This window comes from Lysobacter sp. CCNWLW3 (assembly GCF_036697405.1).
GTDB lineage: Bacteria > Pseudomonadota > Gammaproteobacteria > Xanthomonadales > Xanthomonadaceae > Lysobacter.
In genome coordinates this window covers 12,194-37,670 of record NZ_JBAHWA010000010.1, presented here as the reverse complement: position 1 = coordinate 37,670, position 25,477 = coordinate 12,194, and the positions used below count along the sequence as shown (strand labels likewise).

Below are 25,477 nucleotides of genomic sequence, written 5' to 3'. Positions count from 1 at the left end.
GACGCCATCGACCATGTCGCACCTCCCCCAGATCCGCATTCCCGCCACCTACATGCGCGGCGGCACCAGCAAGGGCGTGTTTTTCCGTCTGGATGACCTGCCCGTCGCCGCCCAGGTGCCGGGGCCGGCGCGCGACGCGCTGCTGATGCGCGTGATCGGTTCGCCCGATCCCTACGGCAAGCACACCGACGGAATGGGCGGCGCCACCTCCAGCACCAGCAAAACCGTAATCATCGCCAAGTCGGCGGTGCCCGACCACGACGTGGACTATCTCTACGGCCAGGTCTCGATCGCCCAGCCCTTCGTCGACTGGAGCGGAAACTGCGGCAACCTCAGCACCGCGGTGGGTCCGTTCGCGATCGCCGCCGGCCTGATCGACCCCGCGCGGGTGCCGCGCGACGGCGTGGCGGTGGTGCGCATCTGGCAGGCCAACATCGGCAAGACCATCATCGCCCACGTGCCGATGAGCGACGGCCAGGTGCAGGAGACCGGCGATTTCGAACTCGACGGCGTGACCTTCCCGGCCGCCGAGATCGCGCTGGAGTTCCTGGATCCGGCCGACGAAGGCGAAGGCGAGGGCGGCGCGGCGATGTTCCCCACCGGCAATATCGTCGACGATCTGGACGTGCCGGGCGTGGGCACGCTGCGCGCGACCATGATCAATGCCGGGGTGCCGACCATCTTCCTCAACGCCGCCGACCTGGGCTACACCGGCGCCGAGCTGCAGGACGCGATCAACGGCGATCCCGCCGCGCTGGCCAAGTTCGAGACCATCCGCGCCCACGGCGCGGTGCGCATGGGCCTGATCGCCGACGTCGCCGACGCGGTGCAGCGCCAGCACACGCCCAAGGTCGCGTTCGTGGCGCCGCCGCGCGACTACACCTCCTCCGGCGGCAAGCGCATCGCCGCCAGCGACATCGACCTGCTCGCGCGCGCGCTGTCGATGGGCAAGATGCACCACGCCATGATGGGCACGGCGGCGGTTGCGATCGCCACCGCCGCGTCGGTGCCCGGCACCCTGGTCAACCTGGCCGCCGGCGGCGGCGGCACGGACCGCGCCGTGGTGCGCTTCGGCCACCCCTCCGGCACGCTGCGCGTGGGCGTGGAAGCGCGCCAGGTCGAGGGCGAATGGGCCGTGACCAAGGCCACGATGAGCCGCAGCGCGCGCGTGCTGATGGAAGGCTGGGTGCGGGTGCCGGCCGGCACGATCTGAGGCCGCGCCGCGGCAAGCCGATCCCCCGGGACGGTCCGCGGGCCGTCCCCGCGCCGCCACGCGACGGACGGTCGCCGTAGCGGCCTGAGCTGAGCAAAAAAAGTGTCATGAGGGTGCCTGCGAGCGGTATCCTCGCCGCCGTGCCCGCCCCGAGCCCCGCTCGGCCCGGGCCCGACCGGCGCCTGGGGCAGGCGCCGGCCGGCGAACCGCCAGTCATCAAGGAAGTCGGCTCCATCGACAGGGAGAGGCAGCATGGCGCACGAGTTCATTCCGACCCGGTTGCACGGCGGCGGTCGAGTGGTACTGGTCAAGTGGGAAGACGAGGCGCCGCCGCAGCACGGCGCCGAACTGCAGGCCAAGGCCTGGAACCCCAGCCATCCGCGCAAGGGCGTGGGCTTTTACGATTCCACCGTCGAGTACATGCGCAACGACTGGGCCCAGGCCCATATGTCGCCCACGCACGTGTCGGTGGGCAAGCAGGATCTGCTGCTGTTCCACAACGCCGCCACCGACACCTGGCATTCGTCGGATGCGCTGGATATCGACCATGCACGCCAATGGAAGGACCACCTCAGCGCGCTCAGGGTCGACAACTACGCCGACGCCAACCGCGCCTACAACGACGTGACCAACCTGCGGCTGCTGCCCGCGCCGATCAATCGCGCGCGCGCGAGCTTCGAGACCATGTTGGAGACGCACGGCGGCGATTCCGCGCAGAGCAAGGCCTGGGTCAAGAAGCACTTCGCCTTCGATCCCGACGCCCCGCGTCCGGCCTACGATGAAGAGCGCGATCTCGCGCGCCGCACCGCCGCCACCACGGACCGCGAATGGGATCCCAGCGAGGGCCGCAAGGGCCTGAAGTTCGACGCCGGCGTGCTCAACAAGTGGTACGACGGCCAACTCAAGCAGAGCTATGCCGCCACGGTCCGCATGACCAGCCCGACCACCGGCCAGGTCACCGACGTGCCGCTGTTCCGTTGCGGCGCGTCGCAGCAGTTGTGCACGCGCGATGCGCTCGACATCGACCATCGCGTGCCGTTCGAGATCCTGGCCGTGGAGATGGTGAAGTACGCCGAGGGCGGCAAGTTGAGCAAGGCCAATGCGGCGGACGCCTACAACGAGACCAGCAACCTGCGCCTGGTCGCGCGCGGCGCCAACAGCTCGCACGAATGGGAGTTGGACCGGTCCGGCGGCTACCGCGATAAACAGAAGCCGGAGCGGCCGGGCGAGTTCGACGACTTCATCGACCGCTCCGGTCTGGATGCCGGGATGAAGGCCGGCGCCAAGGCAGCGCCCGCCATGTCGGCGATCGCGAGCGCGCCACTGCGGGCCGTGCCGTCCGCGGTGTCGTCGCCGCCGTTGGCGGTCGCCGCGCCGCAGATGCCGTCCTCGTTGTTCGGCGCCGCGCCCGCTGCGCCGTCGTTCGCCTTCGGCTCGTCTCAGGCGCTATCGCAGGCGCCGTCCTTGCCGTCCGGTAGCGCGCCCGCATCGCCGTCGTTCGTGGTCGCCACCCCGTACGCACCGTCGATGCCGTTCGGTACCGGGCCCGCATCGCCGTCGTTCGCGTTCGCCGCGCCGCAGCCGGCGCAACACGCGCCATCGCCTTCGCCGTTCGGCGCCGCGGCGAAATCGGCGCCGGCCTACGCCGCACCGCCGCTCATGGGAACGGCCGCGCCGGTCGCGCCCCTCATGAGCGATGGCCGTCATCCCGATCATCCGCTGTATGCGCAGGCGCTCCGGGGCCTGCAGACCGGGCCCGGCGCCCAGTTGAACGCGACCCAGCAGCAAAATGCGGCCTCGTCTTTGGCTTGGGTGGCCAAGGCCAACCAGATGACCGCCATCGACCAGGTAACCCTCAGCGACGGCAGGCTGTACGCGGTGCAGAACCCGGGCTCCCCGGCGCGCCAGGTCGCATTCGCCATGGCCGATCTGGCGATCAAGCGCAGTGTGGAGCAGAACACCTCGGTCATCGACAAGTTGCCCACTCCGGCCAAGGCCCAGGCGCAAGGGCAAAGCACGCCGCAACCCATGAAGTACTGACGAACCCGCCGCACTACGACCGCAAGGACGCCGATGCGTCGCCGCCAAGGAGCCTAGCCATGCCGTTCGAAGACGTCACCCTGCAAAGCGGACACCACGTGACCCTGGTCAGCTGGGGCGACATGACGCCGCCCCAGCACGGTCCCCGCCTGCAGACCACGCCCTGGACCGGCCAGGACACGCGCGAGTCGCTGGCCTTCTACGACTCGACCATCGAGTACATGCGCAACGAGTGGGCGTTCAAGAACATGCATGCGCAGCTGGTGGAGACGCCGCAGGGGCGGGTCGCGCTGTTCCACAACGCCAGCACCGACACCTGGCACAGCACCGACGCGCTGGACATCGACCACGCCACGCCTTGGAAGCAGCACTGCCTGGCCAAGGGCGTGACCAACCAGGCCGACGCCCACCGCGCCTACAACGACGTGGGCAATCTGCGCATGCTGCCGGCGGTGGTGAACCGCGCCCGCGACAGCGCCGATCTGGTCTACAACACGCACGGGCCGAACTCGCCGCAATGGCAGAAGTGGGTGGACGAGCGCCTCGGCTTCGACCCCGGCGCCCAGCATCCCGGCTTCGACGAGAACCGCGATCTGGCGCGCCGCCACAAGACCACCATGGAAACGCCGTGGTCGGCCGACGAAGGCCGCAAGGGCCTGAGCTTCGATGCCAAGGTCGCCGGCAAGTGGTACGAGGCGCAGTTGGAGCAGGCCTACGCGACCACGGTGCAGCTCAAGAGCCCGACCACCGGAAAGATCAGCGACGTGCACCTGTTCAAGTGCGACGCCTCCGGCCAGTTGCTCACCCGCGACGCCCTGGACATCGACCACCGGGTGCCGTTCGAGATCCTGTCCAAGGAAATGATGAAGTACGCGCCGGACGGCGGCATCACCAAGGCCCACGCCGCGGACGCCTACAACGAAACCAGCAACCTGCGGCTGGTCGGCCGCAGCGCCAACAGCGGCCACGAGTGGGAGCTGGACCGGCACGGCCAGTACCGCGACAAGGTCGAGATCAAGCCGCTGCCCGGCGACTACCGCGAGGACCAGTTGGTACTGCCCAACGGCATGCGCCAGCAGATCCGCGATACCGTGCGCCAGACCTACGGCGGCATCGGCAGCATGCAGGAGGGCGGCTTCGGCGGGCAGGTGCCGTTCGGCGTACCGCAGCCGCAGCAGGCGGTCCTGCTAAACGACGGCCGCCACCCGGACAATCCGCTGTTCCGCAATGCGCTCCAGTGCGTGCAGGCCGAATACACGAGCCTGATGCCGCAGCAGCAGGAAGTGCTGGCCTCGTCGGTGGCGTTGTTCGCCAAGCAGAACCACATGCCCGAGATCTCGCGCGTGGTGAGCCACGAAGGCAGCCTGTACGCGGTGCGCGATCACGGTTTCAGCGGCGCGCGCGACGTGATCCATCACCCCGAACAGAATCTGCTCAACCGCAGCATCCAGCAAAATACCCAGGAAATCGCCAATGTGGCCGCGCCCAGCCAGCAGGGCTGGCAGCAGGCGCAGCAGCAGAACCGCGGACTGGTGCAGTGACGCACGGCTAGCCCGGCGGGCATGGAGTCCCGACGGCCTGCGCGGCCGCGGATCGGAACGAACGCAAGTCTGAGCTCATCGACAAGGAGAGGCGGTTATGGGACACACCTTCGAACAGGAAACCTTGAGCAGCGGCAAGCAGGTGACCCTGGTCAGCTGGGAGGACGAATCGCCGACCCAGCACGGCAGCAAACTGCAGAACAAGCCCTGGAAGGATTCCGACACGCGCTCCAAGGTCGGCTTCTACGATTCCACCGTCGAGTTCATGCGCAACGACTGGGCCGAGAAATTCATGTCGCCGCAGGGCTTCGAGACGCCGCAGGGCAACGTGATGCTGTACCACAACCGCGACAGCAACACCTGGCATTCCACCGACGCCCTGGACATCGACCACATCAAGCCGTGGAAGGAACACTTCACCGCGCTGGGCGTGAAGACCCACGCCGACGCGCACATGGCCTACAACGACGTCGGCAACCTGCGCATGCTGCCGGCGGTGGTGAACCGCGCGCGCGACAGCGCCGACAACGTGTTCAAGACCTACGGCGCGGATTCTCCGCAGTGGAAGGAATGGGTCAGCGAGCGCTTCGGTTTCGACGCCAAGGCCAATCATCCGGCCTTCGACGACGAACGCGACCTGGCCCGGCGCACCAAGACCACGATGGGGCAGGGATACGAGCCGGAGGACGGCCGCAAGGGTCTGAGCTTCGACGCCGGAGTGGTAGGCAAGTGGTACGAGGCGCAGCTGCAGAGTCAGTACGCTTGCACGGTCGAGGCCACGCACCCGAAGACCGGAGACAAGCAGCAAGTGCATCTGTTCCGCTGCGCCGCCTCCGGCCAGCTGTGCACGCGCGACGCCCTGGACATCGATCACGAACTGCCGTTCGAGATCCTGGCCAAGGCGATGATGAAGCACACCTCCGACGGCACCGCCACCAAGGCCAACGCCCTGGACGCCTACAACGAGACCAGCAACCTGCGCCTGGTCGGCCGCAGCGTCAACAGCTCGCACGAGTTCGAGCTCAACGAGCAGATGGAGTTCCGCGACAAGGAAAAACCCGAGCGCCGCAACGAGTTCAAGAACTGGTTGGTCGACGATGGCCAGCAACTTAGCGACTCGATGCGCAAGGAGATTCGCGACCTCGCGCGCACCTACGAGCCGGGGCGCCCGATCCTGCTGAAGGACGCCGACCATCCGGACAACAAGCTGTACAACCTGGCCATGAACGGGCTGTCCAAGACCGATATCGGCCAGAAGATGAACCCGCAGGAACGCGAGAACGCCTCCGGCGCCCTGGTGGTGGCGGCCAAGGCCGCGCATCTGTCCACGATCGACGTGGTCGCGCGCAGTACCGACGGCAATAACCTGTTCGCGGTCCAGGGCGACCTGAAAGGGCTGCACCATTACGGACAGGTCGCCACCTCGGTCGCGGTGAACCATTCGATCCAGCAGAGCACCCAGGACCTGGCCAAGATCAACGCGACCCAGCAGAACCCGCAGCAGCAGACGCAGAAGCACTCGATGTTCCAGTAGCGTCCCCGCCGCCGCCGCGTACCGCGCATGCGCCAGGTCCAACGGCCTGGCGCATGCGTTTGCGCCGAAGCGTTTCGCGCCTAACCGCCGCGCGATCGGCGCGTCCAAGTCCTTAGGTCGACGATGCGATCGACGAAGGGACTGCAATGCGAACGCGAACATTCAAAACGCATGCCCAGGCATGCGGCGGGATAGTGTTGTCGCTGGGTTTGTGCGCGAACGCGCAGGCCGCGATCGTGGTGGACGGCAAGGTCGACGAGCCCGAGTGGCAGCAGGCGCGCGTCTACCAGGACTTCAAGGTCACCGAGCCCTACCGCCTGAGCGCGCCGGCGGCCGGTTCGGCCACCAAGGCGCGGCTGCTGTCCACGCCCGACGGCATCGCGGTGGCGTTCGAGCTGGAGCAATCCGGCGCGTTCGCGCGGGTCAAGCCGCGCCTGGAGCGCGACCAGGACCGCGCCGCCGACCGGGTCAACCTCAGCATCGATTTCGACGGCGACGGCCGCAGCGCCTACAGCTTCAGCGTCGATCTGTCGGGCTCGGTGCAGGACGGCGTGATCGCCAACGAGAACGTGCTGAATCCGGACTGGGACACCGACTGGTCCTGGGCGGTGAGCGAGAGCGAGGGCGGTTGGCAGGCCGAGCTGCTGATCCCATGGTCGGTGGCGACCATGCGCGGCACCGACACCGCCACGCGCGAGGTCAAGGTCTATTTCAGCCGCACCCTGGGCAGCAACGGCGAGCGCCAGGCCTATCCGGCGGTGGCGCCGTCGCGCGGGCGCTTCGTGTCCGGCTTCGAGCCCATCGAGATCGCCCAGTACCGCAAGCCGCTGTTGCACTTCTGGCCCTACCTGACCGCCAACCACGACTTGATCGACGGCCGCACCCGCTACAACGCCGGCGTCGACGTGTTCTGGAAGCCGTCGCCGACCTTCCAGCTCAGCGCCACGGTCAATCCGGATTTCGGCCAGGTCGAATCCGACGATCTGGTGATCAACTTCGATGCGGTGGAGACCTTCTACAGCGACCGCCGCCCGTTCTTCACCGAGAACCAGGGCATCTTCGCCCTGACCACGCCCGACTCGGGCCGGCTGATCCACACCCGCCGCATCGGCGCGGACGCCGACGACGGTTCCGGCGCCAGCGACATCGACGCCGCGCTCAAGCTCAACGGTTCGGTGGGCGCGCTCGGCTACGGCCTGCTCGCGGCCAGCGAGGACGGCGCCGCCGGCCGCGATTTCTACGCGGCGCGGCTGCAGTACCCGCTGCGCCCGGGGCTCAACCTGGGCTGGCTGGGCAGCCTGGTGCAGCGCCCCTACCGCGACCGCGAGGCGCAGGTGCAGGCGCTGGACCTGAGCTGGAAGCCGAACGAGCGGCTGATCGTCAACGCCCAGGCCCTGGCCAGCTTCATCGACCAGGCCGGCCGCAGCCGCGACGGCAACGGCGCCTGGCTGCGGATCAACTGGACGCCGTCGAACCGCTGGCGCTACGAGTTGGAACTCACCCATTTCGGCGACCGCCTCGACTTCAACGACCTGGGTTTCCAGCGCCGCGCCAGCCTCAACGAGATGGAGCTGACCGGCGTCTACCTGCACCGGATCGAGGACGCAGACTCCAGGCTGGGCAGCACGCGCTGGTCGGCCGAACTGCAGGCGCGCAGCAACGACCACGGCGACCGCCTGCCGACCTATCTGCTGCTGGGCGGCAACCTCAACTTCCGCAACGGCGACCTGATCTACCTGGAGGCCAGCCTGATCGGCGCGGGCTGGGACGATCTGATCTCGCGCGGCAACGGCCTGTGGCGCCGCTCCGGCCGCTACGACGCCGAAGTCGGCTACGCCAGCCGCCGCTACGGCGACTGGTCGCTGGGCGCCTCGGTGTCGGTGGACCCGCGGGGCTTGGGCGCGCGGCCGACCCAGGAGCTGGTGCTCAGCGCCAACTGGTACCCCGACGATGCCTTCAACGCCTCGTTCGAATTCGGCCCCGACCGCGGCCGGGACTGGTTGATCTGGGAGGGCGGGCGCGACTTCGGCCGCTACCGGCGCCGCGGCGACTTCGCCAGCCTGGGCCTGAGCTGGTTCCCGGGCCCGCGCCATGAGCTGCGCCTGAAGTCGGAGTGGGTGGCGGTGCGCGGCAGCCAGGGCGAGCGCTACCGGCTGCAGCCCTCGGGCCAGTTGCTCGCCAGCGGCCAGGCGCGACCGGACTTCGACGTCAACAATTTCGGCCTGCAGCTGCGTTACCGCTACCTGCTGGGGCCGCAATCGGACGTGTTCCTGGCCTATTCGCGCGGCGGCTACCGGCTCCAGGAGCGCGACGGGATCGGCGGCGGCGAGCTGTTCGACGACGCCCTGGGACTGCGCGACGCCGACCAGCTGCTGGCCAAGATCCGTTACCGGTTCTAGGCCGGGCCGGTTTTCGCATGCCGCCGCGAACATCCGGGCTAACCGATCGCGGACTGCGTGCATCCTAGGAGGATGGACGGCGGCGACCCACCCTTGGACAGCGCAGCGCAATCGGCGGTGGCACGCGCGCGCGCCGGCGACGAACACGCGTTCCGCCGGCTGGTGGAGGCGCACGCGCGGCCCTTGTTCCAGTTGTGCTTCCGCATCACCCGCGATGCGGCCCTGGCCGAGGACGCGGTCCAGGAGGCGTTCTACAAGGCTTGGCGCGGGCTGGCGGGCTACGACGGCCGCGCCGCGTTCTCGACCTGGCTGCACCGGATCGCGGTCAACGCGGCGCTGGAGCAGTTGCGCCGCGACGCCCGCCATCGCCAGGACGGCCCGCCCGCGCACACCGACGACGAGGACGGCGCGGACTTCCTGGCGACCCTGCCCGACGACGCGCCGGATCCGGAGGCGCGCGCCTCCGGCGTGCAGATCGGCCTGCGCATCGATCGCCAGATGCAGCGCCTGAGTCCGTCCGAGCGCGCCGCTTTCGTTCTGCGCCATTGGGAGGGCGAGCCGCTGGAGCGGATCGCCGAGACCCTGGGCATGAACACCGGCCAATGCAAGCAGGCCATCTTCCGCGCGGTGCGCAAGTTGCGCGACGCACTGGAAACACTGAGGTAAGCCATGTCCATCCGCGACGACGACCTGATCCTGTACCACTACCGCGACGGCCTGGCGCCCGAGCGCCTGCGCGAGATCGCGACCGCGCTGGCCGGCTCGCCCGAGCTGGCCGCGCGCTATCAGACGCTGCGTCAGCTGCTGGCCGCGGCGGACGCCGATGCGCTGCCGCCGTACGACCCCGATCTGGAGGCGCGGCTGTGGCAGCGCCTGCAGCCGCGATTGGCGGACGCGTCGGCGCCGACGGGCGCGTCGCCGCCGCGTGCGAGCACGCGCGCGCATGCGCGGCCGCGCCGCCGTCTGCGCGCCTGGGGCGCCGGCCTGGCCGCGACCGCGGTGCTGGCCCTGGCGCTCTATCTGCCCTTGTCGCGGCGCGAGCCGGCGCCGCCGGCCGCGCCGATCGCGGCGCAACCGGCCGCGCCCGCCGCCGCCCCGGCGCGGGCCGGCGCCGGCCAGGCGTCCGCCGACCGCGTGCTCGACGCCTACGTGGCCGGCCATCTGCGCAGCACCGAAGGCCTGCTGCTGAGCGTGGTCAACAACGAGGGCGGCGCGCTGGCGCCGATGGATCCGGGCTATGTGCGCGATCTGGTCGACGACAACCGCCTCTACGCCGCCGCCGCCGCCGAGCGCGGCGACCGCGCCCTGGCCGGTTTCCTGGATTCGCTGGAGCCGACCCTGATCGAACTGGCTAACCGCGCGCCCGCCGAGGGCGTCGAACAAGAAAACGCGCTGCGCGACTACGTCGACGGCAGCGATCTGGTGTTCCAGGTGCGCGCGGTCGAAGCGCGTTTGCAACAGCGCAGCGGCGCCGCCGCCACGCAGGAAGGAGCGACGACATGATCCGGTATACCCCCGTGCGTCCACGCCTGGCCGCGCTGGCCCTGGCGACGCTGTTGTTCGCCGCGCCCCTGGCGGCCGCGCCGCTGGATCCGGGCGGCGACATGAACGCCCTGTATTGGCAGGGCCACAGCGCCCTGGGCGCCGGCGATTGGAAGGCCGCGCAGCTGCGTTTCGCCGACCTCGAACGGCGCCTGCGCCAGAACGAACCCAATGCGGTCGACGCGGCGATCTACTGGCAGGCCTATGCGCTGATGCGCGCCGGCCGCGACGACGAGGCGACCGCGCTGGTCAAGCGGCTGCGCGGCGAGTTCCCGCGCAGCCGCTGGAACCGCGACGCCGCGCAACTGCTGCACGGCAAGAACCGCACGCCCGTCGTCGAAGGCGACGATTCGCTGACCGGCATGCTGCAGCAGCCGCCGGCGCAGGCGATCCCGAAGTTGGTGGCCATCCTCGGCGGCAAGGGCGCGCCGCGCCTGAAACAACGCGCGCTGTTCCTGCTCAGCCAGATGGACGACGCCGGCGCGCTGGCGCAGGTGGCGGTGGTGGCGCGCGGCAACGACCGCCCGCTGGCCGAGCGCGCGGTGCGCATGCTGGCGGTGGCCAACGCCGGCGACGAGCTGCGGCAGGTCTATGTGGCCGTGCCGCAGCTGGACCGCAAGCTGCTGGTGCTCAAGGCCATGGGCGTGGCCGGCAGCTACGAGGACCTGGCCGAGGTCGCGCGCCGCAATCCGAACCTGGCCCTGCGCCAGGCCGCGCTGCAGGCGCTGGGTGTGGCCGGACAGAGCGAAGTACTGGCCCAGGTCGCCAACAGTTCGGCCGACGCGGCGACCCGGATCGCGGCGATCCAGGCCCTGGGCACGGCCAACGCCACCCGCGACCTGCTGGCGCTGTATCCGAACGTGCGCAGCGCGCCGCAGCTGCGCGAGGAAGTCCTCAAGAGCCTGCTGGTCGCTTCCAACGAAGGCGTGGTGATGAAGCTCTATCACCAGGCCGCCACGCCCGACGAACAGCGCGCGGTGCAACGCGTGCTGCTCGACGCCGGTTACGACCCCAACCGTCCGCGCCGCTGAGCGCCCAGTTCCGGAGTTCCCGCATGCGCATTCGCTATCCGATCCGCGCCGCGCTCTACGCGGCCCTGGTGCTGGGCCTGTTGTCGGCCATGCTGCTCAAGCCGGCCCGCGCCACCGTCGACCAGGGCGCGGCCCTGATCGATGCGGTCCGTGCCGGTCGCCTCGATACCCTGCGCGAGCTGGTCGCGCGCGGCGCCGACATCGACGCCGCCGTGCCCGGCGACGGCACCGCTTTGATCCAGGCCGCGCGCCGTCGCGACCCGGCCCTGGTCGCCGAACTGCTGCGGCTGGGCGCGCAGGTCGACCGCAGCGTGCGCGGCGACGGCAACGCCCTGATCGCGGCCGCCGCGCAGCGCGACAACCTGGCGGTGTTGCGGCGCCTGGTCGAGGCCGGCGCGGATGTCGACGCCGTCGTCGAGGACGACGAGACCCCGCTGATCAACGCCGCGCGCAGCGGCGACCTGGCGGCGGTCGCCTACCTGGTCGAGCGCGGCGCCGACGTCAATCTGGGCGTATCGGTGCGCGCGCATGCCGGCGCCGCGCCGGTGTGGCGCTCGCCCTTGAATCAGGCGCGCGCCGACACGGTGCGGCGCTATCTGCTCGAGCGCGGCGCGCGCCGCTGATCAGGGTGCCGGCTCCGGCGCAGCGCGCAGGCAGTCGGCGAGAAACTCGACCGTCGCGCGCACGCCCGGCAGCAGACCGCGGCGATGCGGCATCACCAGGCTGGTGGTCACGCGGCCGGCGTTCCATTGCGGCAGCACGCGCCGCAGACGGCCGTCGCCCAGGGCCTCGCGGCAGAAACCTTCCGGCACGCAGGCGATGCCCAGGCCGGCGCAGGCCGCACGCATCAGCGCCACCGATTCGTTCGCGCTCATGCGCGCGCGCGGCGCGACCTGCGCCTGGCCGCCGTCGCGGTGGTGCAGGCCCCAGACGGTCGCGTGGGCGGCGGTGAGCAGGCCGTCGTGCTCGGACAACTGCGCGGGCGCATCGGGGCTGCCCTGCGCCTGCAGATACGCGGGCGCGGCGACCAGCACGACGGTTTCCACCGCCAGCGTGCGTTGCACCAGGCCCGAATCCGGCAGCGGCGCGAAATGGCTGCGCAGGGCGATGTCGTAGCCCTCCTGGACCAGGTCGACGAAGCGATCGCTCACGTCCAGTTGCAACTGCAGCTTGGGGTAGCGCTGCGCCAATCGCGGCAGGTGCTCGGCCAGGTAGAGTTGCGCGGTCGGCACCGAGGCGGTGATGCGCACCGCGCCGCTGGGCTCGGCGACGCGCCGGCGCACGCTGGCCTCGGCGGCTTCGGCTTCGATCAGGGCGGCGCGCGCGTGCTGGTAGAAGTCGCGACCGACCTCGGTGAGGCTGAAGCTGCGCGAGGTGCGCTGGATCAGGCGCGCCTGCAGGCCGGCTTCGAGTTCGGCCACGCGCTTGCTGACGGTGGACTTGGGCACCCCCAGGCGGCGCCCGGCGGCGGCGAAACCGCCGTCCTCGACCGCGGCGGCGAACAGGACCAGATCGTTCAGATTGAGCATATTAAGTCCACATGCGTGGACGATGGGTCCACGAAACTCAGTCTACTCAGGCTAAGTCCACGCTCATAGGCTTTCTCCAGGGCCGAACCGGTCCCTATCCCCACTCTGGAGACCCCTATGAATCCGCTCCCCATCCTCTATTACGGCGTGCCCTCGGGCTGCTCCTTCGGTTCCATCGTCGCCCTGGAATGGCTGGGCCAGCCCTACGCGCTGAGCCGGATCGAAATGCCCGAAGTCGTGACCGGCGAGGCGTTCCGCCGCGTCAATCCCGTCGGCGAGACCCCGGCGCTGCTGGACGCGCGGGGCCACACGCTCAGCGAGAGCATGGCGATCCTCAACCACATCGCCGCGCGCGGCATCGATCGCGGCCTGGGTTACCCGCAAGGCAGCCGCGATTTCGACCGCCTCAACCGCATGCTGGCCTACCTCAACACGACGTTCTTCGGCGCCTTCGCACCGCTGTGGTACGTGCTCGAGCACGAGCTGCCGGCGGCCGAGAAGCAGGCGCTGGTGAAGTACGGCCGGGCCAGGGTCGAGAAGGCGCATGCCGAGCTCGAAGCCATGATCGGCGACGGCCCCTGGCTGCTGGGCGAGCAGCGCACGGTCGCCGACGCCTACTTCATCGGCATCGCGCGCTGGACCCGCTACCACGATGCCGTCGACCGCCGCGACTACCCCAAGCTGCAGCGCCTGTACGAGGCATTGGAGGCCGACCCGGCGGTCGCCTTCGCGCATGCGATCGAGCGCCAGGAGGCGGCGGTCGGCGCCGGCGGCTTCCGCGGCGAGATCGCCCTGGCCGACACGCTGCCGCGGTTGGCGCAGGCGGCCTGAGCCGGGCGCGGCGTCGCCGGCCGCGACCGGCGACGCCGCGCGAACTCGTGCGCCATGCGATGCGCAGCGGATGACATTCGTCAATTCCGCGCTTGCGGGCGCGCTGCCAAGGTAGTCGCCAAGCCGCAGCGTGACCGGCATACGCAAGGGAGGGCCGCATGAACTCGAACAGACGCGCCTTGGTGTTGGGCGCCAGCGGCGGCATCGGCGGCGAAGTCGCGGTGCGCCTGGTCCAGCGCGGCTGGGAGGTGCATGCGCTGCAGCACCGCAGCCGCATGGGCGGACGCCGCGGCAACGGCATCTACTGGTGGCGCGGCGACGCGTTGAACCGCGACGACGTGATGCAGGCCGCCAAGGGCGCTACGCTGATCGTGCACGCGGTGCAGCCCAGCATCTATCAGGACGGCGACACCCAATCGCTGCCGATGCTGCAGCACAGCCTGGACGCCGCGATCGCCGGACGCGCGCGCCTGCTGCTGCCGGGCGCGGCCTGCAACTACGGCCCCTCGCCGGCGGTGGCCGAGGACGCGCCGCAGCGGCCGCAGACGCGGCGCGGCGCGCTGCGGGTGGAGATGGAGCGGCGCCTGCGCGAGGCGGTCGCCCAGGGCGCGCGCGCCCTGATCGTGCGCAGCGGCGATCACTTCGGGCCGTACGCGGGCCACAGCTGGTTCTCGCAGGGCCTGCTCGAACCCGGGCGCGAGGCGGGCGGCCTGCGCTATCCCGGCCGCAGCGGCATCGGCCATCAGTGGTGCTACCAACCGGACCTGGCCGAGACCATGATGCGCCTGATCGAGAACGAGGAGCGCCTGGACGCCTACGAGAGCTTCCACGTCGGCGGGCATTGGGACGCCGACGGCGGCGCCATGACCGCGGCGATCGCGCGCGCGCTCGATCGGCCGAACCTGCGCGTCAAACGTTTTCCCTGGGCCCTGCTGCGGATGAGCTCGCCGCTGCTGCCGATGCTGCGCGACATCGCCGAACAGCGCCGGCTGTGGATGCAGCCGGTGCGGCTGGACAACCGCCGTCTGCTGGCCTTCCTCGGCGAGGAGCCGCGCACCGATCTCGACACTGCGGTGCGCGACACCCTGTACGGCATGGGCTGTCTGCGGGCGCCGCCGCCGGCGCAGCCTGCGGTCGCGTCGGCGTCGCTCGCGCCGGAGCGGGTGCCGTTCGAACTGGCCGTGCTGGAACGCAGCCTGCTCGATCGTGCTCTGCAGGGGCGCGCTATGCAGGATCAGGCCGCACAGGCGCATGCCTTGCGCCAGCGTTGCGAGGCATTGGCGACCGCGGCGTGAACGCGATCGCCACGCGTGCTGCACAGCCCGCACGCGGGGGGTCGGGTAGAGTGGCCACGCTCGGCGGCGGGCGTGGCCCGCCACCGCCCCGATCCTGACGGAGTTGCCATGCCCTCGACCGCGAAAGCGCCCGACCACGCATCCGCCGAAGCCATCGTGTCCATCGTCGGCCTGACCAAGGCCTATGCCGGCGGTTTCCAAGCCTTGAAGGGCGTGGACCTGGCGATACGCCAGGGCGAGATCTTCGCCCTGCTGGGCCCCAACGGCGCCGGCAAGACCACCCTGATCAGCATCGTCTGCGGCATCGTCAATCCAAGCTCGGGCACGGTGCGCGTCGACGGCCACGACATCCTGCGCGACTTCCGCGCCGCCCGCGCCAAGATCGGCCTGGTGCCGCAGGAGCTGTCCACCGACGCCTTCGAAAGCGTCTGGGACACGGTCAAGTTCAGCCGCGGCCTGTTCGGCAAGCCGCCCAATCCGCGCTACCTGGAACAGGTGCTGCGCGATCTGTCGCTGTGGGACAAGAAGGACGCCAAGATCATGGCCCTGTCCGGCGGCATGAAGCGCCGCGTGCTGATCGCCAAGGCGCTGTCGCACGAGCCCAAGGTGCTGTTCCTGGACGAGCCCACCGCCGGCGTCGACGTCGAACTGCGCCGCGACATGTGGACCATGGTGTCGGCGCTGCGCGCCAGCGGCGTGACCGTGATCCTGACCACCCACTACATCGAGGAGGCCGAGGAGATGGCCGACCGCATCGGCGTGATCAACCGCGGCGAGATCGTGCTGGTCGAGGACAAGGTCGCGCTGATGCGCAAGCTCGGCAAGAAGCAGCTCACCCTGCACCTGCAGACGCCGCTGCAGCGGCTGCCCGAGGCCTTGGCCGGCCTGCCCCTGGAACTGTCGGCCGACGGCAACGAGCTGGTCTACACCTTCGATGCCCAGGCCGAGGAGACCGGCATCGCCGCCCTGCTGCGCTGCCTGGGCGAGCACGGCATCGACTTCAAGGACCTGCAGACCACCCAGAGCTCGCTGGAGGAGATCTTCGTCAGTCTGGTGCGCTCCAACGGCCGCGGAGCGCAGGCATGAACGTGCACGCGATCCGCGCCATCTACTATTTCGAGATGCACCGCACCTGGCGCACCCTGATGCAGAGCATCGCCTCGCCGGTGCTGTCGACCTCGCTGTACTTCATCGTGTTCGGCTCGGCGATCGGTTCGCGCATGGTCGCCATCGACGGCATCAGCTACGGCGCCTACATCGTGCCGGGCCTGATCATGCTGGCGCTGCTGACCGAGAGCATCTCCAACGCCTCCTTCGGCATCTACATGCCCAAGTTCACCGGCACCATCTTCGAGATCCTGTCGGCGCCGATCTCCTTCGTCGAGGTGGTGCTGGGCTACGTCGGCGCGGCGGCGACCAAGTCGGTGGTCCTGGGCGTCATCATGCTGGCCACGGCGCGCTTGTTCGTGCCGTTCGAGATCGCGCACCCGCTGTGGATGGTCGGCTTCCTGGTCCTGACCGCGGTCAGCTTCAGCCTGTTCGGCTTCATCATCGGGGTATGGGCCGACGGCTTCGAGAAGCTGCAGATCGTGCCGATGATGATCGTCACGCCGCTGGCCTTCCTCGGCGGCAGCTTCTATTCCATCCACATGCTGCCGCCGCTGTGGCAGAAGCTCTCGCTGTTCAACCCGGTGGTGTACCTGGTCAGCGGCTTCCGCTGGAGTTTCTACGGCGTGTCCGACGTCAGCATCGCGGTCAGCGTGGGCATGACCGCGGCCTTCCTGCTGCTGTGCCTGTTCGCGATCTGGCTGATCTTCCGCACCGGCTACAAGCTCAAGACCTGAACGCGCGGGCGGCCGCGCCGACCTGCCCCCTCAAGGCCGCTCGCCGCGTCCCTGCGCCTTGGCGTTCGCGATCACCGCACGTACCAGTTCGCGGTCGCGGTGGCGCGAGATCGCGGTCGCGCCCAGGGCGATCGCGCGCTCGCGCAGCGCGGCGTTCACGTCGTAGTGAGCGCCGCTGGCCTTGTTTTGGAACGCGCGCCGCGGGATCCCCAGCCGCTGCGCGAAGGCGTGCAGCTCGTCCAGGGTGTCGGCCATCAGATGGGCCCAGCGTTCGCCGCGCCAGGGCCAGACGGCATCGTCGACGTAGACGCTCATGCGCGTTCCGGTGGGGGAGGCCGACAGTATCCGCCAAGGGCGGCGTTACTGCGCCAACTCGACCCGGTCGCGGCCGGCCGCCTTGGCCCGGTACAGGGCGCTGTCGGCCTTGCGGATCCAGGCGCCGGCGTCGGGCGTGCTCGGCCCAGCTTCGGCCGCGCCGATGCTGATCGAGCAGTGCAGGCTTTGCGCGAACAGGCGCTCGCGCACCTGCGCCAGGACGCGTTCGGCGATGTGCCGGGCCTCGGCCAGATCGGAACCGGGCAGGACCACCGCGAATTCGTCGCCGCCGTAGCGGCCGGCGGTGTCGGTCTCGCGCAGGCAGCGCTGCAGCAGGGCGGCGAATTCCTCGATCACCTGGTCGCCGACGGTGTGGCCCTGGCTGTCGTTGATCTGCTTGAAGTGGTCGATGTCGATCATCATCAAGGTGGCCGGGCGCTGGGTGCGCTGGTGGCGCGCGAGCTCGTCGCGCACCACTTCCAGCCAATGCCGGCGGTTGGCCAGGCCGGAGGCGAAATCCACCACCGCGACCTCGCGCAGCAGCTTGTTCTGCACCCGCACCTTGTGGCCCAGCTCCCAGGTCGCGATGCCGATGGCGAGCGGGTAGGCGATCAGCAGCGGCAGCGAGCCCAGGATTTCCATCTGCCCGCTGGCGGGCGCGAACGCGAAGCCGTTCAAGGCCGCGACGACCAGGCAGCAGGCCATCATCCACAGCAGCGCGCGCGAGGCGAAGCGCGGGCCGCCGACGCTGAGCTTGTCCATGGTCAGCATCACCGCCAGCAGCACCGAGGGCAGCAGGTTGAACTGCATCAGCGCGATCCAGACCCCGCCCATGGCCGAGTCCACGGTCAGGTTGCGGAACTCGATCCGGTCCGGGTGCGCGTGCCGGCGCGCCATCGAATAGGCCAGATGCGGCCAGACCAGGCCATTGAACGCGAGCAGGGCCCAGGCCGGCGGCGGCGCCTGCGCGGCGTACAGGCCCGAACCCACGCACAGCAGTCCCAGCCCCAGGCCGATGCTGCGCATGCGGCGGATGCGCCGGATGAAGCGCAGGCGCGATTGCGTCAGTTCGGCGGCGAAGGTGCTGGACGGCATTGCGACAGCCTGTGTCTCGAAACAGGGTCGGGCGATGTCGGGGGGATGCGGCTCGTCCTGCGCGAATTGTGTCAGATCGCGGCAGTCGGAATGTCGACGCGGTCGCAAACGGCGACGCGCGCGCGGCCGGCGCGGCATGCCGATCGTGGCGTGAAGGCCGGCTTCACCGGACGCCGCCCGCGCGCGTCCTAGAATGGCGGACACCCGATCGCGACCGCCGTCATGCAGATTGCCGCCCTCCATCATGTTGCGCTGATCTGCTCCGACTACGCGCGCTCCAAGCACTTCTATACCCAGGTGCTGGGCCTGCGCGTGATCGCCGAGGCCTACCGCGCGGCGCGCGACTCCTACAAGCTCGACCTGGCCCTGCCCGACGGCAGCCAGCTGGAACTGTTCTCGTTTCCCGATCCGCCGCCGCGGCCGTCCTATCCGGAGGCGCGCGGCCTGCGCCATCTGGCCTTCGAGGTGGACGACATCGAGGCCGCGGTGCGATCGCTGCAGGGCCATGGCGTGAGCGTGGAGCCGGTGCGGGTGGACGAGTACACCGGCCGCCGCTACACCTTCTTCGCCGATCCCGACGAACTGCCGCTGGAGCTGTACGAGCGCGCCGCCGACTGAGCCGCGCGTTTCAGTCGCGCGCGATCGTGTGGCCCTCGGCCGCCCAGGCCGCGAAACCGCCCGCGAGCGGACGCACGCGCTTGTAGCCGCGCCGCTTGAGTTCCTGCGCCAGCACCGCGGCCGAGGCCTCGTTGGGGCAGTCGCAGTAGACGATCACTTCGTCGGCCGGCACCAACGGCGCGTCGGACAGGGTGGCCACCAGGATCGCGCCCGGGATCCAGCCCGATTCGGCGCGGCTCTCGGCGCGGCGGACGTCCAGGATGGTCGGGCCGGTGCCGTCCTCGATCATGCGATAGAGCTCGCCGACCGTGATCCGGGCCATGCGCAGCTGGCGCAGGAACCACTGCCGGCGCAGCCACTTGTAGGCCACGAAGGCCGCGATCAGCGCCAGCAGCGCCGGCAGCGCGTACTGGCCCAACGCTTCCAGGCGCTCCAGCACCTCGTTGACCGCCCGATGGAACACCGCGCCCACCGCCACCGCGACCGAAGCCCATAGCAGCGCGCCGACCGCGTCGAACAGCAGGAAACGGCGGGTGCTGGTGCCGGTGTCGCCGGCCAGGGTGGTCGCGACCGCGGCGAAGCCGGGCACGAACTTGGCCACGATCAGCGAAGGCGCGCCCCAGCGCGCGTACACCCCGCGCGTCATCAGCACGCAGGAATCCGGCGACAGCGACAGCCGGCACATCAGCCGCAGCAGGGCGTTGCCGAACCGGCGGCCGCCGACGAACCACAGCCAATCGGCGATCACCGCCGCCGCCGAGGCCACCAGCACGATCGCCAGCAGGCTCTCGCCGCGGTCCACCGCGATCGCGGCGGTGACGATGATCGGCGGATACGCCGGCACCGGCACGCCGCCCTGATCCAGCAGCACGGCGGCGAAGACCACGAACAGGCCGTAGCTTTCGATCAGGTGCAGCAGCATGTCCATGGGGGCCTCGCGCGGCGGCCCGCGCGGCAGCGCGCGGGCCAGGCCGGCAGTGTCGGCGCTGCCCCGGCGGCGCGCAATCGGCGCCGGAAAGAAGCAGCGTTGCGCGGCTGGCACGCCGCGCAAGGCTGCGGGGCGGCCTTTACAGGCGCGCGGCGTTGGCCAGCGCGCGCACCTCGTCGAAACGCCAGTCGCGCAGCAGGCGCCCGTTCTCCCAGACCGTGACCATGGCGTCGTCGTAGCCGGCCGGCCGCGCCAGGTCCTCCAGCGTGGCCGCTTCGGCCGGCACCGGCACGGTCTTGAAATGGCCGTACTCGCGGTGGCGCAGCAGGGTCATGCGGCCGCGCTTGCTGGCCTTGCCCTTGTCGGTGACCGGATCCTTGTAGACGTCGATCCATTCGCCGTTCACGCGCGCGGCCGAACATTTCAGCGCGAACTTCTGGGTGTCGCGGTCCAGGCGCTGCAGCAGCGCGCCGCCCATGCCGAAGGCGAGGTTGTCGGTGGCGTAGCCGTAGCTGGTCGCGCGTTCCAGGATGGCGCGGATGCTGGTCGGGTTGATGCCGTCGCCCTGGATCACCCGCACGTGGTTGAGCACTTTGTAGCCCTTGCCGTTGACGGTGTGGCCGAAGGCCTCGTCGAGCAGGCTCAGGCACTGGTGCACGACATCGACCGGGTCGCCCGAGTCGGGGCGGATCACCACGGTCGCGCCGGAGGCGATCACCTCCTCGCGCAGGGTCTTGCCCCAATGCTCGCGGATGGCGTGGAAGATGTCGTAGCTGTCGGAGACCACCGCCACGATCGCGCCCGGCTTGGCGAACTGGCGCAGCATGTTGCGATAGGCGTCGACCTCGTGCTCGCGGCCCCAGCTGGTGATGGTGCTGTGCTCGGCGGCCGGGATCGAATAGCCGGCCATGGCCTCGTGGTAGTAGGTGCGCGCGGCGAGCAGTCCGGCGACGGTGTCGGTACCCATGAAGTTGACCAGGTGGGCGACGCCGCCCAGCGCGGCCGATTCGGCGCTCGACACGCCGCGCGCGCCGAAGTCGTGCAACTTGAACGGCAACTGGCCTTCGGGATCGTCGCTGGTGCGTTCCAGGAACTGGCGGATGGTCTGCTTGGCATGCCAGCTGATCGTGGCCACCGTCACCGGGTACCACAGGCGCAGCAGCAGGGTCTCGACGTAGGACGGCACCCAGTAGGCCTGCGGATCGGTGGATTCGATCGTGACCAGGGCCTGGTGGGTCGGCACCACGGTGCCTTCGGGCACGGCGCGGATGCGCAGCGGCAGCAGGCCGCCGTGATGATCGACGATGTAGCGCCAGCCGGCCTCGTTGAAGGGTTCGCCGTGCGCGGCATAGAGATCGCGCGCCTCGTCGACGTCGGCATGGCTGACCGGCTTGCCCAGGTATTCCTTGAGGATCGCCTGCAGGCCGAAGAACACAGTGCGGTCGTAGACGCCGCCGCGCGATTCGACGTAGAAGAAGGTGGCGTCGGTGCCGGGCGGGTATTGCAGCCAGTGACTGGCCTTGTAGCTGTCGGTGTTGAGCAGCAGGTTGTTCAGGCATTGCATGACGGGAAGCTCCTTCGCGTCTGGAAAACCGGCGGTCTGTCCGCCGGCGGGTGCGGCCGGCGGTTCAACCGCGGCCGAGGAAAAACTCGAGGATGTGCAGGTGGTCCTCGAACAGCTGCGGGCCCATTTCCAGGGCCACGCTTACCGGTATCCAGCGCGCCTTGTCGGCGTCGTCGCCGCCGCGCACGTCGGGCAGCTCGCCGCTGGGGAAGTCGAAATGGAAAGCGTGGGTGATGGTGCGTCCGCGCTGGCTGCGATCGGGGTGGTCGAACACGTGCTGGTGGCGGATCGACCCCTTCAGCACCGGCACCGGTATCTTCAGCCGGGTCTCTTCGCGCAGCTCGCGCAAACAAGCGTCGAGCAGGCTCTCGTCCTGGCCGACGAAGCCGCCGGGCAGCGCCCACAGGCCCTTGCCGGGCTCGGCGCGGCGGCGCACCAGCAGCACATGGCCGGAATGCACCACCACCGCGTCGGTGGTGACGAAAGTGGGCGGGTAGGGGGCGTCGGCCCAGGCCGCGCGGTAGGTGTCGATGAACTGGTGCTCGGCGACCAGTTGCCTGAACGCCGGCGAGTTCTTGCGGAAGGCCTCCAGCATGTCGAACACCGGGCCGGGCACGTTGGCGCGGATCAGCATCAGGCCGCCGTGGCTGTCGAGCTGGTTGGCTTCGTACAGGTAGCGGCGCAGTTCGGTGGCCGACAGGGTCGCGGTGTGCTGCACGTCGACCAGCGGCCACTGCGGGAATTCGCGCAGGTAGTAGCTGGAGGCATCCTTGTCCTGGCCGATCAGGCCCACCCGCGCCTGCGCGTCGCCGCCGTCCTGGGCGACCGCTTCGGCGACCGCGCGCTGCACGCCGGCGATCCAGCGGCTTTCGTTGTAGAGGCGGTCGCGCAGCGGGCGCACGATCAGGCGCTCGGCCGCGTCGGCGAGCGCGGATTGGATCATCACCGCGCGTTCGGCCACGGTGAAGGGGTTCTTGACGGTGCGTGGGGTGTCGGCCGAGCCGACCAGGAAGATGATCTTGCGCGCCTTGCTCAGGGCGAGGCGGGCGACGGCGGCGTGGCCGTTGTGGAACGGCTCGAAACGGCCGATGAAAACCAGGTAGTCGTAGTCCATGAGGCTCCCTCACGGTGAGTAGCCCCGGGTCTGTCCCTGGGCTTGGACATCATGCTACGCCGATCGCGAGGCGCCGACAACGCGATCGCGTTGGCGATGGAGGACAAGCGCGGGCCTTGCGCATGCCGGTCCGCATCCGCCGCGTCTACGCCTGATCCTCACACGCCCGGTCGCAAGATCGCCGATGAGGCGGATGTCGACGCGAACGCACGCGCGGCGGCGGCCTCGCCGCATGGCCGGAGGAACGACGTGCAATTGCAAGGCGCCCAGCAGACCCTGCTGATCACGCTCTACGCCAAGGCCTTGGACAATCGTTCGGCGCAGCCGCTGCTGCACGACGAACTGGCCGACGAGATCGTGCGCCGGATCGACTACGACTTCGGCCGCTTTCCGCTCAACACCGGCCAGATCGCCGGCATCGCGTTGCGCGCCAAGGTGCTCGACGACTGGGCGCGCGAATGGCTGGCGCAGCATCCCGACACCATCGTGCTGCACCTGGGCTGCGGCCTGGACACGCGCGTGTTCCGGATCAATCCGCCCTCGGACCTGGACTGGATCGACATCGACTATCCCGAGGTGATCCAACTGCGGCGCGAGTTGCTGCCCGAGCGCTACGGCAGCTACCGCATGCTGGCGGTGGACGCCTCCGATCCGGACTGGCTGGCGCCGATCGCGGGCGGGCGCCCGGCATTGGTGATCAGCGAAGGCCTGTTCCCCTATCTGGAGGAGGCCGATGCGCGCGACCTGGTGCAACGCGTGATCGAGCGTTTCCCGCGCGGCGAATGGCTGTGCGACATCTACAGCCGTTTCGCCCTGCGCCTGTTGGCGCGCTCCTGGGTCGCGCGCAGCACCGGCGCGCGCTTCGGCGACTGGGGCTTCGACGATCCGCGCGAGATGGAGGCCTGGCATCCGCGCCTGGCGTTCGTCGACGAAGCGCGCCTGGCCGAGCGCCCCGAAGTGGCCGGCCTGCCCGCGCGGCAGCGCTGGCTGTACCGCGCCTACGACCGCTGGGCCTGGCTGCGCCGGCTGGGGCGGATGGCGCGCTATCGGTTCTGAGGCGCGCTACGCGCCCTTGCGTGGCTCGGCGCGCGGGCCTTACGCCGCCGCGTGCGCGGGCTTGGCCGCGCGCGCCGGCGGCGGCGCCTTGCGGAACGGGATCGCTAGCCGGTTCCAGGCGTTGATCGCGATCACCGCGTAGTTGAGCGCGCCCAGGCCCTGTTCGCCGAACGCGGCCAGCGCGCGTTCGTAGACCGCGTCGGCGACCGGCGCCTCGGCCACCCGGGTGACCGCCTCGGTCCAGGCCAGGGCGGCGCGTTCGCGTTCGCTGTAGGGGCCTTCGTCCCAGACCCGCAGCAGCTGCAGGCGTTCGGGCGTTTCGCCGTGGGCGATGGCCTCGCGCGTGTGCAGCCACAGGCAGTAGGCGCAGCCGTTGATCTGCGAGGCGCGCAGGTTGACCAGATCGATCAGCGAGGCTTCCAGGCCGCTGGCTTCGATCGCGCTGCGCAGGGCGGCCAGGGCCTGGAGGCCGGCGGGCAGCAGGCTGTTGGTGTCGAGACGTTGCGACATGGCGTGGAACTCCGAATGGGGGAAGGCGGCGCTCGCTGGGGGCGTTCGAGCGGCAGGTTAGGATGTTCATCGCTGAAACACATTCCGATACGGATGCAAGCGGTGATTGCATGAATGAACAAGCACTGTCCTGGGACGATTACCGCTACATCCTCGCCGTCGGCCGCGCCGGTTCGCTCAACGGCGCCTCCAAGCGCCTGGGCGTGAGCCACCCCACGGTGTTCCGGCGCATCAACGAGATCGAGCGCAAGCTCGGCACGCGCCTGTTCGAGCGCGCGCGCGAGGGCTATGCGGCGACCGCGACCGGCGAGGAAGTGGTGCGGGTCGCGGCCGAGATCGAGCAGCGCATCGAGGCCACCGAACGCCGGCTTTCCGGCCTGGACGCGCGCCCGGCCGGCAGCCTGCGCGTGACCACGGTCGAGGCGCTGCTGTACGGCCTGATGCCGCCGCTGCTGGCGCGATTCCGCCAGGCCTATCCGCGCATCGTGCTGGAATTGGCCGCCGACAACGCCACCCGCGACCTCAGCCGGCGCGAGGCCGACGTGGCCCTGCGGCCCGGCGGGCAGCCGCCGGACAGCCTGATCGGCCGCAAGATCGCGACGATCGCGGCGGCGGTGTATCGGCCGCGCGCACTCAAACTGCGCGCGGGCGCCGAGCTCGGCGACCAGGATTGGGTGGTGCCCGACGACAGCCTGTCGCATATCGCGATGGCGCAATGGGGGCTCAAGCGCGGCTACCACGAGCGTGCCGTCCTGCGCAGCAACAGCCTGCTCGCGCTGCGCGACGCGGTCGCGGTCGGAATCGGCATGGCGGTGCTGCCCTGCCATCTGTGCGACGACGACGCGCGCCTGGTGCGGGTCGGCGATCCGATTGCGGAACTGCGTTCGGACCTGTGGCTGCTGACCCACCCGGACCTGCGCCGGACCGCCCGGGTGCAGGCCTTCCTGGAGGCGATGCGCGACGGTTTCGCGGAGCTGCAGCCGCGCCTGGACGGCCGTCCCGCGCGCGCCGTGTAGGAAAAATCCTACAAACGATCGAGCGCTCGGATGACGGTATCCGGCTCACGAAAAGGGCACATTGATCGCGTCCCCGACAGCACGGCCTCAGGCAACGGCAGGAGCCGCGCCACGGAGAAGGACGCCGAGACACGGGAATGTCGAAGCTGGGCCGGGGACGCCTCATCACAGAGCAAGGAAGCGCCATGTTTCGCGTCGAATTGAAGCTGCGGGACGGCAACGAAGGCAGGGCCCTGACCACCGCGATCGCGGAGCTGGCGCAGGACTACCTCAGCCCCGAAGCCGCTTTGGAAGCGGTGCTGCCGCTGGCGCAGCGCTACGCGGAACAATCGCGCAACGGACTGTGGCTGCGCATCTACGACGCGCGCTCGCAGGCGGTGTTCGGCACGCTGGTCCCCTAGGCCCGCGTGAAGCCCGCGTCGCCCGGAACGTTGGACGAGCGCTCCGGGCGGCGCGGGCGCC

24 protein-coding genes are annotated in these 25,477 nt (G+C 69.9%); 17 read left to right on the top strand and 7 right to left on the bottom strand.

The window, feature by feature from the left end:
* Positions 1–13: 13 nt before the first annotated feature.
* The 9 genes from prpF (at position 14) to V1318_RS15370 (ending at position 11,923) form a co-directional block, all read left to right on the top strand.
* On the top strand, positions 14–1,213 hold the full coding sequence (prpF, locus tag V1318_RS15410; RefSeq protein ID WP_332940602.1) for a 2-methylaconitate cis-trans isomerase PrpF: 1,200 nt from the start codon (positions 14–16) through the stop codon (positions 1,211–1,213).
* A gap of 252 nt (positions 1,214–1,465) precedes the next feature.
* Complete coding sequence (locus V1318_RS15405) at positions 1,466–3,253, top strand: XVIPCD domain-containing protein (RefSeq protein WP_332940601.1); 1,788 nt, start codon at positions 1,466–1,468, stop codon at positions 3,251–3,253.
* Between the two features lie 59 nt (positions 3,254–3,312).
* Positions 3,313–4,794, top strand: coding sequence for an XVIPCD domain-containing protein (locus tag V1318_RS15400; RefSeq protein ID WP_332940600.1), 1,482 nt, complete (start codon positions 3,313–3,315; stop codon positions 4,792–4,794).
* 97 nt (positions 4,795–4,891) lie between these two features.
* On the top strand, positions 4,892–6,328 hold the full coding sequence (locus tag V1318_RS15395; protein ID WP_332940599.1) for an XVIPCD domain-containing protein: 1,437 nt from the start codon (positions 4,892–4,894) through the stop codon (positions 6,326–6,328).
* A gap of 197 nt (positions 6,329–6,525) precedes the next feature.
* A complete protein-coding gene (locus V1318_RS15390) occupies positions 6,526–8,727 on the top strand; it encodes a DUF5916 domain-containing protein (RefSeq protein ID WP_332940598.1) in 2,202 nt (733 codons plus the stop codon).
* Between the two features lie 117 nt (positions 8,728–8,844).
* Positions 8,845–9,393, top strand: a complete 549-nt coding sequence (locus tag V1318_RS15385; protein ID WP_332940597.1) for an RNA polymerase sigma factor — start codon at positions 8,845–8,847, stop codon at positions 9,391–9,393.
* Positions 9,394–9,396: 3 nt separating this feature from the next.
* On the top strand, positions 9,397–10,230 hold the full coding sequence (locus V1318_RS15380; RefSeq protein ID WP_332940596.1) for a hypothetical protein: 834 nt from the start codon (positions 9,397–9,399) through the stop codon (positions 10,228–10,230).
* Entirely contained in the window at positions 10,227–11,300 is a 1,074-nt protein-coding gene (locus tag V1318_RS15375; RefSeq protein ID WP_332940595.1) for a hypothetical protein, read from the top strand. Before V1318_RS15380 ends, V1318_RS15375 begins: the two co-directional genes overlap by 4 nt.
* A gap of 23 nt (positions 11,301–11,323) precedes the next feature.
* Entirely contained in the window at positions 11,324–11,923 is a 600-nt protein-coding gene (locus V1318_RS15370; protein WP_332940594.1) for an ankyrin repeat domain-containing protein, read from the top strand.
* On the opposite strand, the gene V1318_RS15365 is transcribed toward V1318_RS15370, so the two are convergent.
* A complete protein-coding gene (locus V1318_RS15365) occupies positions 11,924–12,829 on the bottom strand; it encodes a LysR substrate-binding domain-containing protein (protein WP_332940593.1) in 906 nt (301 codons plus the stop codon).
* Positions 12,830–12,946: 117 nt separating this feature from the next.
* Here V1318_RS15365 and V1318_RS15360 point away from each other — a divergent pair, with 117 nt between their 5' ends.
* From V1318_RS15360 to V1318_RS15345, 4 genes are all read left to right on the top strand, one after another.
* Positions 12,947–13,660, top strand: a complete 714-nt coding sequence (locus V1318_RS15360; protein WP_332940592.1) for a glutathione S-transferase family protein — start codon at positions 12,947–12,949, stop codon at positions 13,658–13,660.
* A gap of 158 nt (positions 13,661–13,818) precedes the next feature.
* Positions 13,819–14,955, top strand: coding sequence for an NAD-dependent epimerase/dehydratase family protein (locus V1318_RS15355; protein ID WP_332940590.1), 1,137 nt, complete (start codon positions 13,819–13,821; stop codon positions 14,953–14,955).
* Between the two features lie 108 nt (positions 14,956–15,063).
* On the top strand, positions 15,064–16,041 hold the full coding sequence (locus V1318_RS15350; protein ID WP_332940589.1) for an ABC transporter ATP-binding protein: 978 nt from the start codon (positions 15,064–15,066) through the stop codon (positions 16,039–16,041).
* Positions 16,038–16,799: an ABC transporter permease gene (locus tag V1318_RS15345; RefSeq protein ID WP_332940588.1), complete on the top strand. Its 762-nt coding sequence runs from the start codon at positions 16,038–16,040 to the stop codon at positions 16,797–16,799. The genes V1318_RS15350 and V1318_RS15345 overlap by 4 nt, the downstream gene beginning before the upstream one ends.
* Positions 16,800–16,829: 30 nt before the next feature.
* Here V1318_RS15345 and V1318_RS15340 read toward each other — a convergent pair whose 3' ends face one another.
* Positions 16,830–17,114: a DUF4031 domain-containing protein gene (locus tag V1318_RS15340; RefSeq protein WP_332940587.1), complete on the bottom strand. Its 285-nt coding sequence runs from the start codon at positions 17,112–17,114 to the stop codon at positions 16,830–16,832.
* Between the two features lie 45 nt (positions 17,115–17,159).
* The gene (locus V1318_RS15335; RefSeq protein ID WP_332940586.1) at positions 17,160–18,209 is read right to left on the bottom strand and encodes a diguanylate cyclase; all 1,050 of its coding nucleotides are present in this window, start codon (positions 18,207–18,209) and stop codon (positions 17,160–17,162) included.
* A gap of 222 nt (positions 18,210–18,431) precedes the next feature.
* Here V1318_RS15335 and V1318_RS15330 point away from each other — a divergent pair, with 222 nt between their 5' ends.
* Entirely contained in the window at positions 18,432–18,827 is a 396-nt protein-coding gene (locus tag V1318_RS15330; RefSeq protein WP_332940584.1) for a VOC family protein, read from the top strand.
* A gap of 10 nt (positions 18,828–18,837) precedes the next feature.
* Here the strand turns inward: V1318_RS15330 and V1318_RS15325 are convergent, their stop codons facing one another.
* The 3 genes from V1318_RS15325 to V1318_RS15315 all read right to left on the bottom strand — a co-directional run bounded on the left by V1318_RS15325 (position 18,838) and on the right by V1318_RS15315 (position 22,433).
* Entirely contained in the window at positions 18,838–19,755 is a 918-nt protein-coding gene (locus V1318_RS15325) for a rhodanese-like domain-containing protein (protein ID WP_332940583.1), read from the bottom strand.
* Positions 19,756–19,894: 139 nt separating this feature from the next.
* A complete protein-coding gene (locus V1318_RS15320) occupies positions 19,895–21,319 on the bottom strand; it encodes a nicotinate phosphoribosyltransferase (RefSeq protein ID WP_332940582.1) in 1,425 nt (474 codons plus the stop codon).
* 64 nt (positions 21,320–21,383) lie between these two features.
* Complete coding sequence (locus V1318_RS15315) at positions 21,384–22,433, bottom strand: bifunctional nicotinamide-nucleotide adenylyltransferase/Nudix hydroxylase (protein ID WP_332940580.1); 1,050 nt, start codon at positions 22,431–22,433, stop codon at positions 21,384–21,386.
* A 249-nt stretch (positions 22,434–22,682) separates the two neighbouring features.
* Between V1318_RS15315 and V1318_RS15310 the strand changes: the two genes are divergently transcribed.
* Positions 22,683–23,489: a class I SAM-dependent methyltransferase gene (locus V1318_RS15310; protein WP_332940579.1), complete on the top strand. Its 807-nt coding sequence runs from the start codon at positions 22,683–22,685 to the stop codon at positions 23,487–23,489.
* Between the two features lie 39 nt (positions 23,490–23,528).
* Here the strand turns inward: V1318_RS15310 and V1318_RS15305 are convergent, their stop codons facing one another.
* The gene (locus tag V1318_RS15305; protein WP_332940578.1) at positions 23,529–23,999 is read right to left on the bottom strand and encodes a carboxymuconolactone decarboxylase family protein; all 471 of its coding nucleotides are present in this window, start codon (positions 23,997–23,999) and stop codon (positions 23,529–23,531) included.
* 110 nt (positions 24,000–24,109) lie between these two features.
* On the opposite strand from V1318_RS15305, the gene V1318_RS15300 reads away from it, so the two are divergent.
* Together V1318_RS15300 and V1318_RS15295 are read left to right on the top strand one after the other, a co-directional pair.
* A complete protein-coding gene (locus V1318_RS15300) occupies positions 24,110–25,015 on the top strand; it encodes a LysR family transcriptional regulator (protein ID WP_332940577.1) in 906 nt (301 codons plus the stop codon).
* Positions 25,016–25,200: 185 nt separating this feature from the next.
* Positions 25,201–25,416, top strand: a complete 216-nt coding sequence (locus V1318_RS15295) for a hypothetical protein (RefSeq protein ID WP_332940576.1) — start codon at positions 25,201–25,203, stop codon at positions 25,414–25,416.
* Positions 25,417–25,477: the final 61 nt, after the last annotated feature.

Coding starts and splice junctions, on each gene's coding strand:
- V1318_RS15395 (WP_332940599.1), top strand. CDS start 4,892: ATGGGACACACCTTCGAACAGGAAACCTTGAGCAGCGGCAAGCAGGTG.
- V1318_RS15355 (WP_332940590.1), top strand. CDS start 13,819: ATGAACTCGAACAGACGCGCCTTGGTGTTGGGCGCCAGCGGCGGCATC.
- V1318_RS15375 (WP_332940595.1), top strand. CDS start 10,227: ATGATCCGGTATACCCCCGTGCGTCCACGCCTGGCCGCGCTGGCCCTG.
- V1318_RS15295 (WP_332940576.1), top strand. CDS start 25,201: ATGTTTCGCGTCGAATTGAAGCTGCGGGACGGCAACGAAGGCAGGGCC.
- V1318_RS15400 (WP_332940600.1), top strand. CDS start 3,313: ATGCCGTTCGAAGACGTCACCCTGCAAAGCGGACACCACGTGACCCTG.
- V1318_RS15320 (WP_332940582.1), bottom strand. CDS start 21,319: ATGCAATGCCTGAACAACCTGCTGCTCAACACCGACAGCTACAAGGCC.
- V1318_RS15380 (WP_332940596.1), top strand. CDS start 9,397: ATGTCCATCCGCGACGACGACCTGATCCTGTACCACTACCGCGACGGC.
- V1318_RS15350 (WP_332940589.1), top strand. CDS start 15,064: ATGCCCTCGACCGCGAAAGCGCCCGACCACGCATCCGCCGAAGCCATC.
- V1318_RS15330 (WP_332940584.1), top strand. CDS start 18,432: ATGCAGATTGCCGCCCTCCATCATGTTGCGCTGATCTGCTCCGACTAC.
- V1318_RS15325 (WP_332940583.1), bottom strand. CDS start 19,755: ATGGACATGCTGCTGCACCTGATCGAAAGCTACGGCCTGTTCGTGGTC.
- V1318_RS15300 (WP_332940577.1), top strand. CDS start 24,110: ATGAATGAACAAGCACTGTCCTGGGACGATTACCGCTACATCCTCGCC.
- V1318_RS15340 (WP_332940587.1), bottom strand. CDS start 17,114: ATGAGCGTCTACGTCGACGATGCCGTCTGGCCCTGGCGCGGCGAACGC.
- V1318_RS15405 (WP_332940601.1), top strand. CDS start 1,466: ATGGCGCACGAGTTCATTCCGACCCGGTTGCACGGCGGCGGTCGAGTG.
- V1318_RS15305 (WP_332940578.1), bottom strand. CDS start 23,999: ATGTCGCAACGTCTCGACACCAACAGCCTGCTGCCCGCCGGCCTCCAG.
- V1318_RS15315 (WP_332940580.1), bottom strand. CDS start 22,433: ATGGACTACGACTACCTGGTTTTCATCGGCCGTTTCGAGCCGTTCCAC.
- V1318_RS15360 (WP_332940592.1), top strand. CDS start 12,947: ATGAATCCGCTCCCCATCCTCTATTACGGCGTGCCCTCGGGCTGCTCC.
- V1318_RS15335 (WP_332940586.1), bottom strand. CDS start 18,209: ATGCCGTCCAGCACCTTCGCCGCCGAACTGACGCAATCGCGCCTGCGC.
- V1318_RS15370 (WP_332940594.1), top strand. CDS start 11,324: ATGCGCATTCGCTATCCGATCCGCGCCGCGCTCTACGCGGCCCTGGTG.
- prpF (WP_332940602.1), top strand. CDS start 14: ATGTCGCACCTCCCCCAGATCCGCATTCCCGCCACCTACATGCGCGGC.
- V1318_RS15345 (WP_332940588.1), top strand. CDS start 16,038: ATGAACGTGCACGCGATCCGCGCCATCTACTATTTCGAGATGCACCGC.
- V1318_RS15365 (WP_332940593.1), bottom strand. CDS start 12,829: ATGCTCAATCTGAACGATCTGGTCCTGTTCGCCGCCGCGGTCGAGGAC.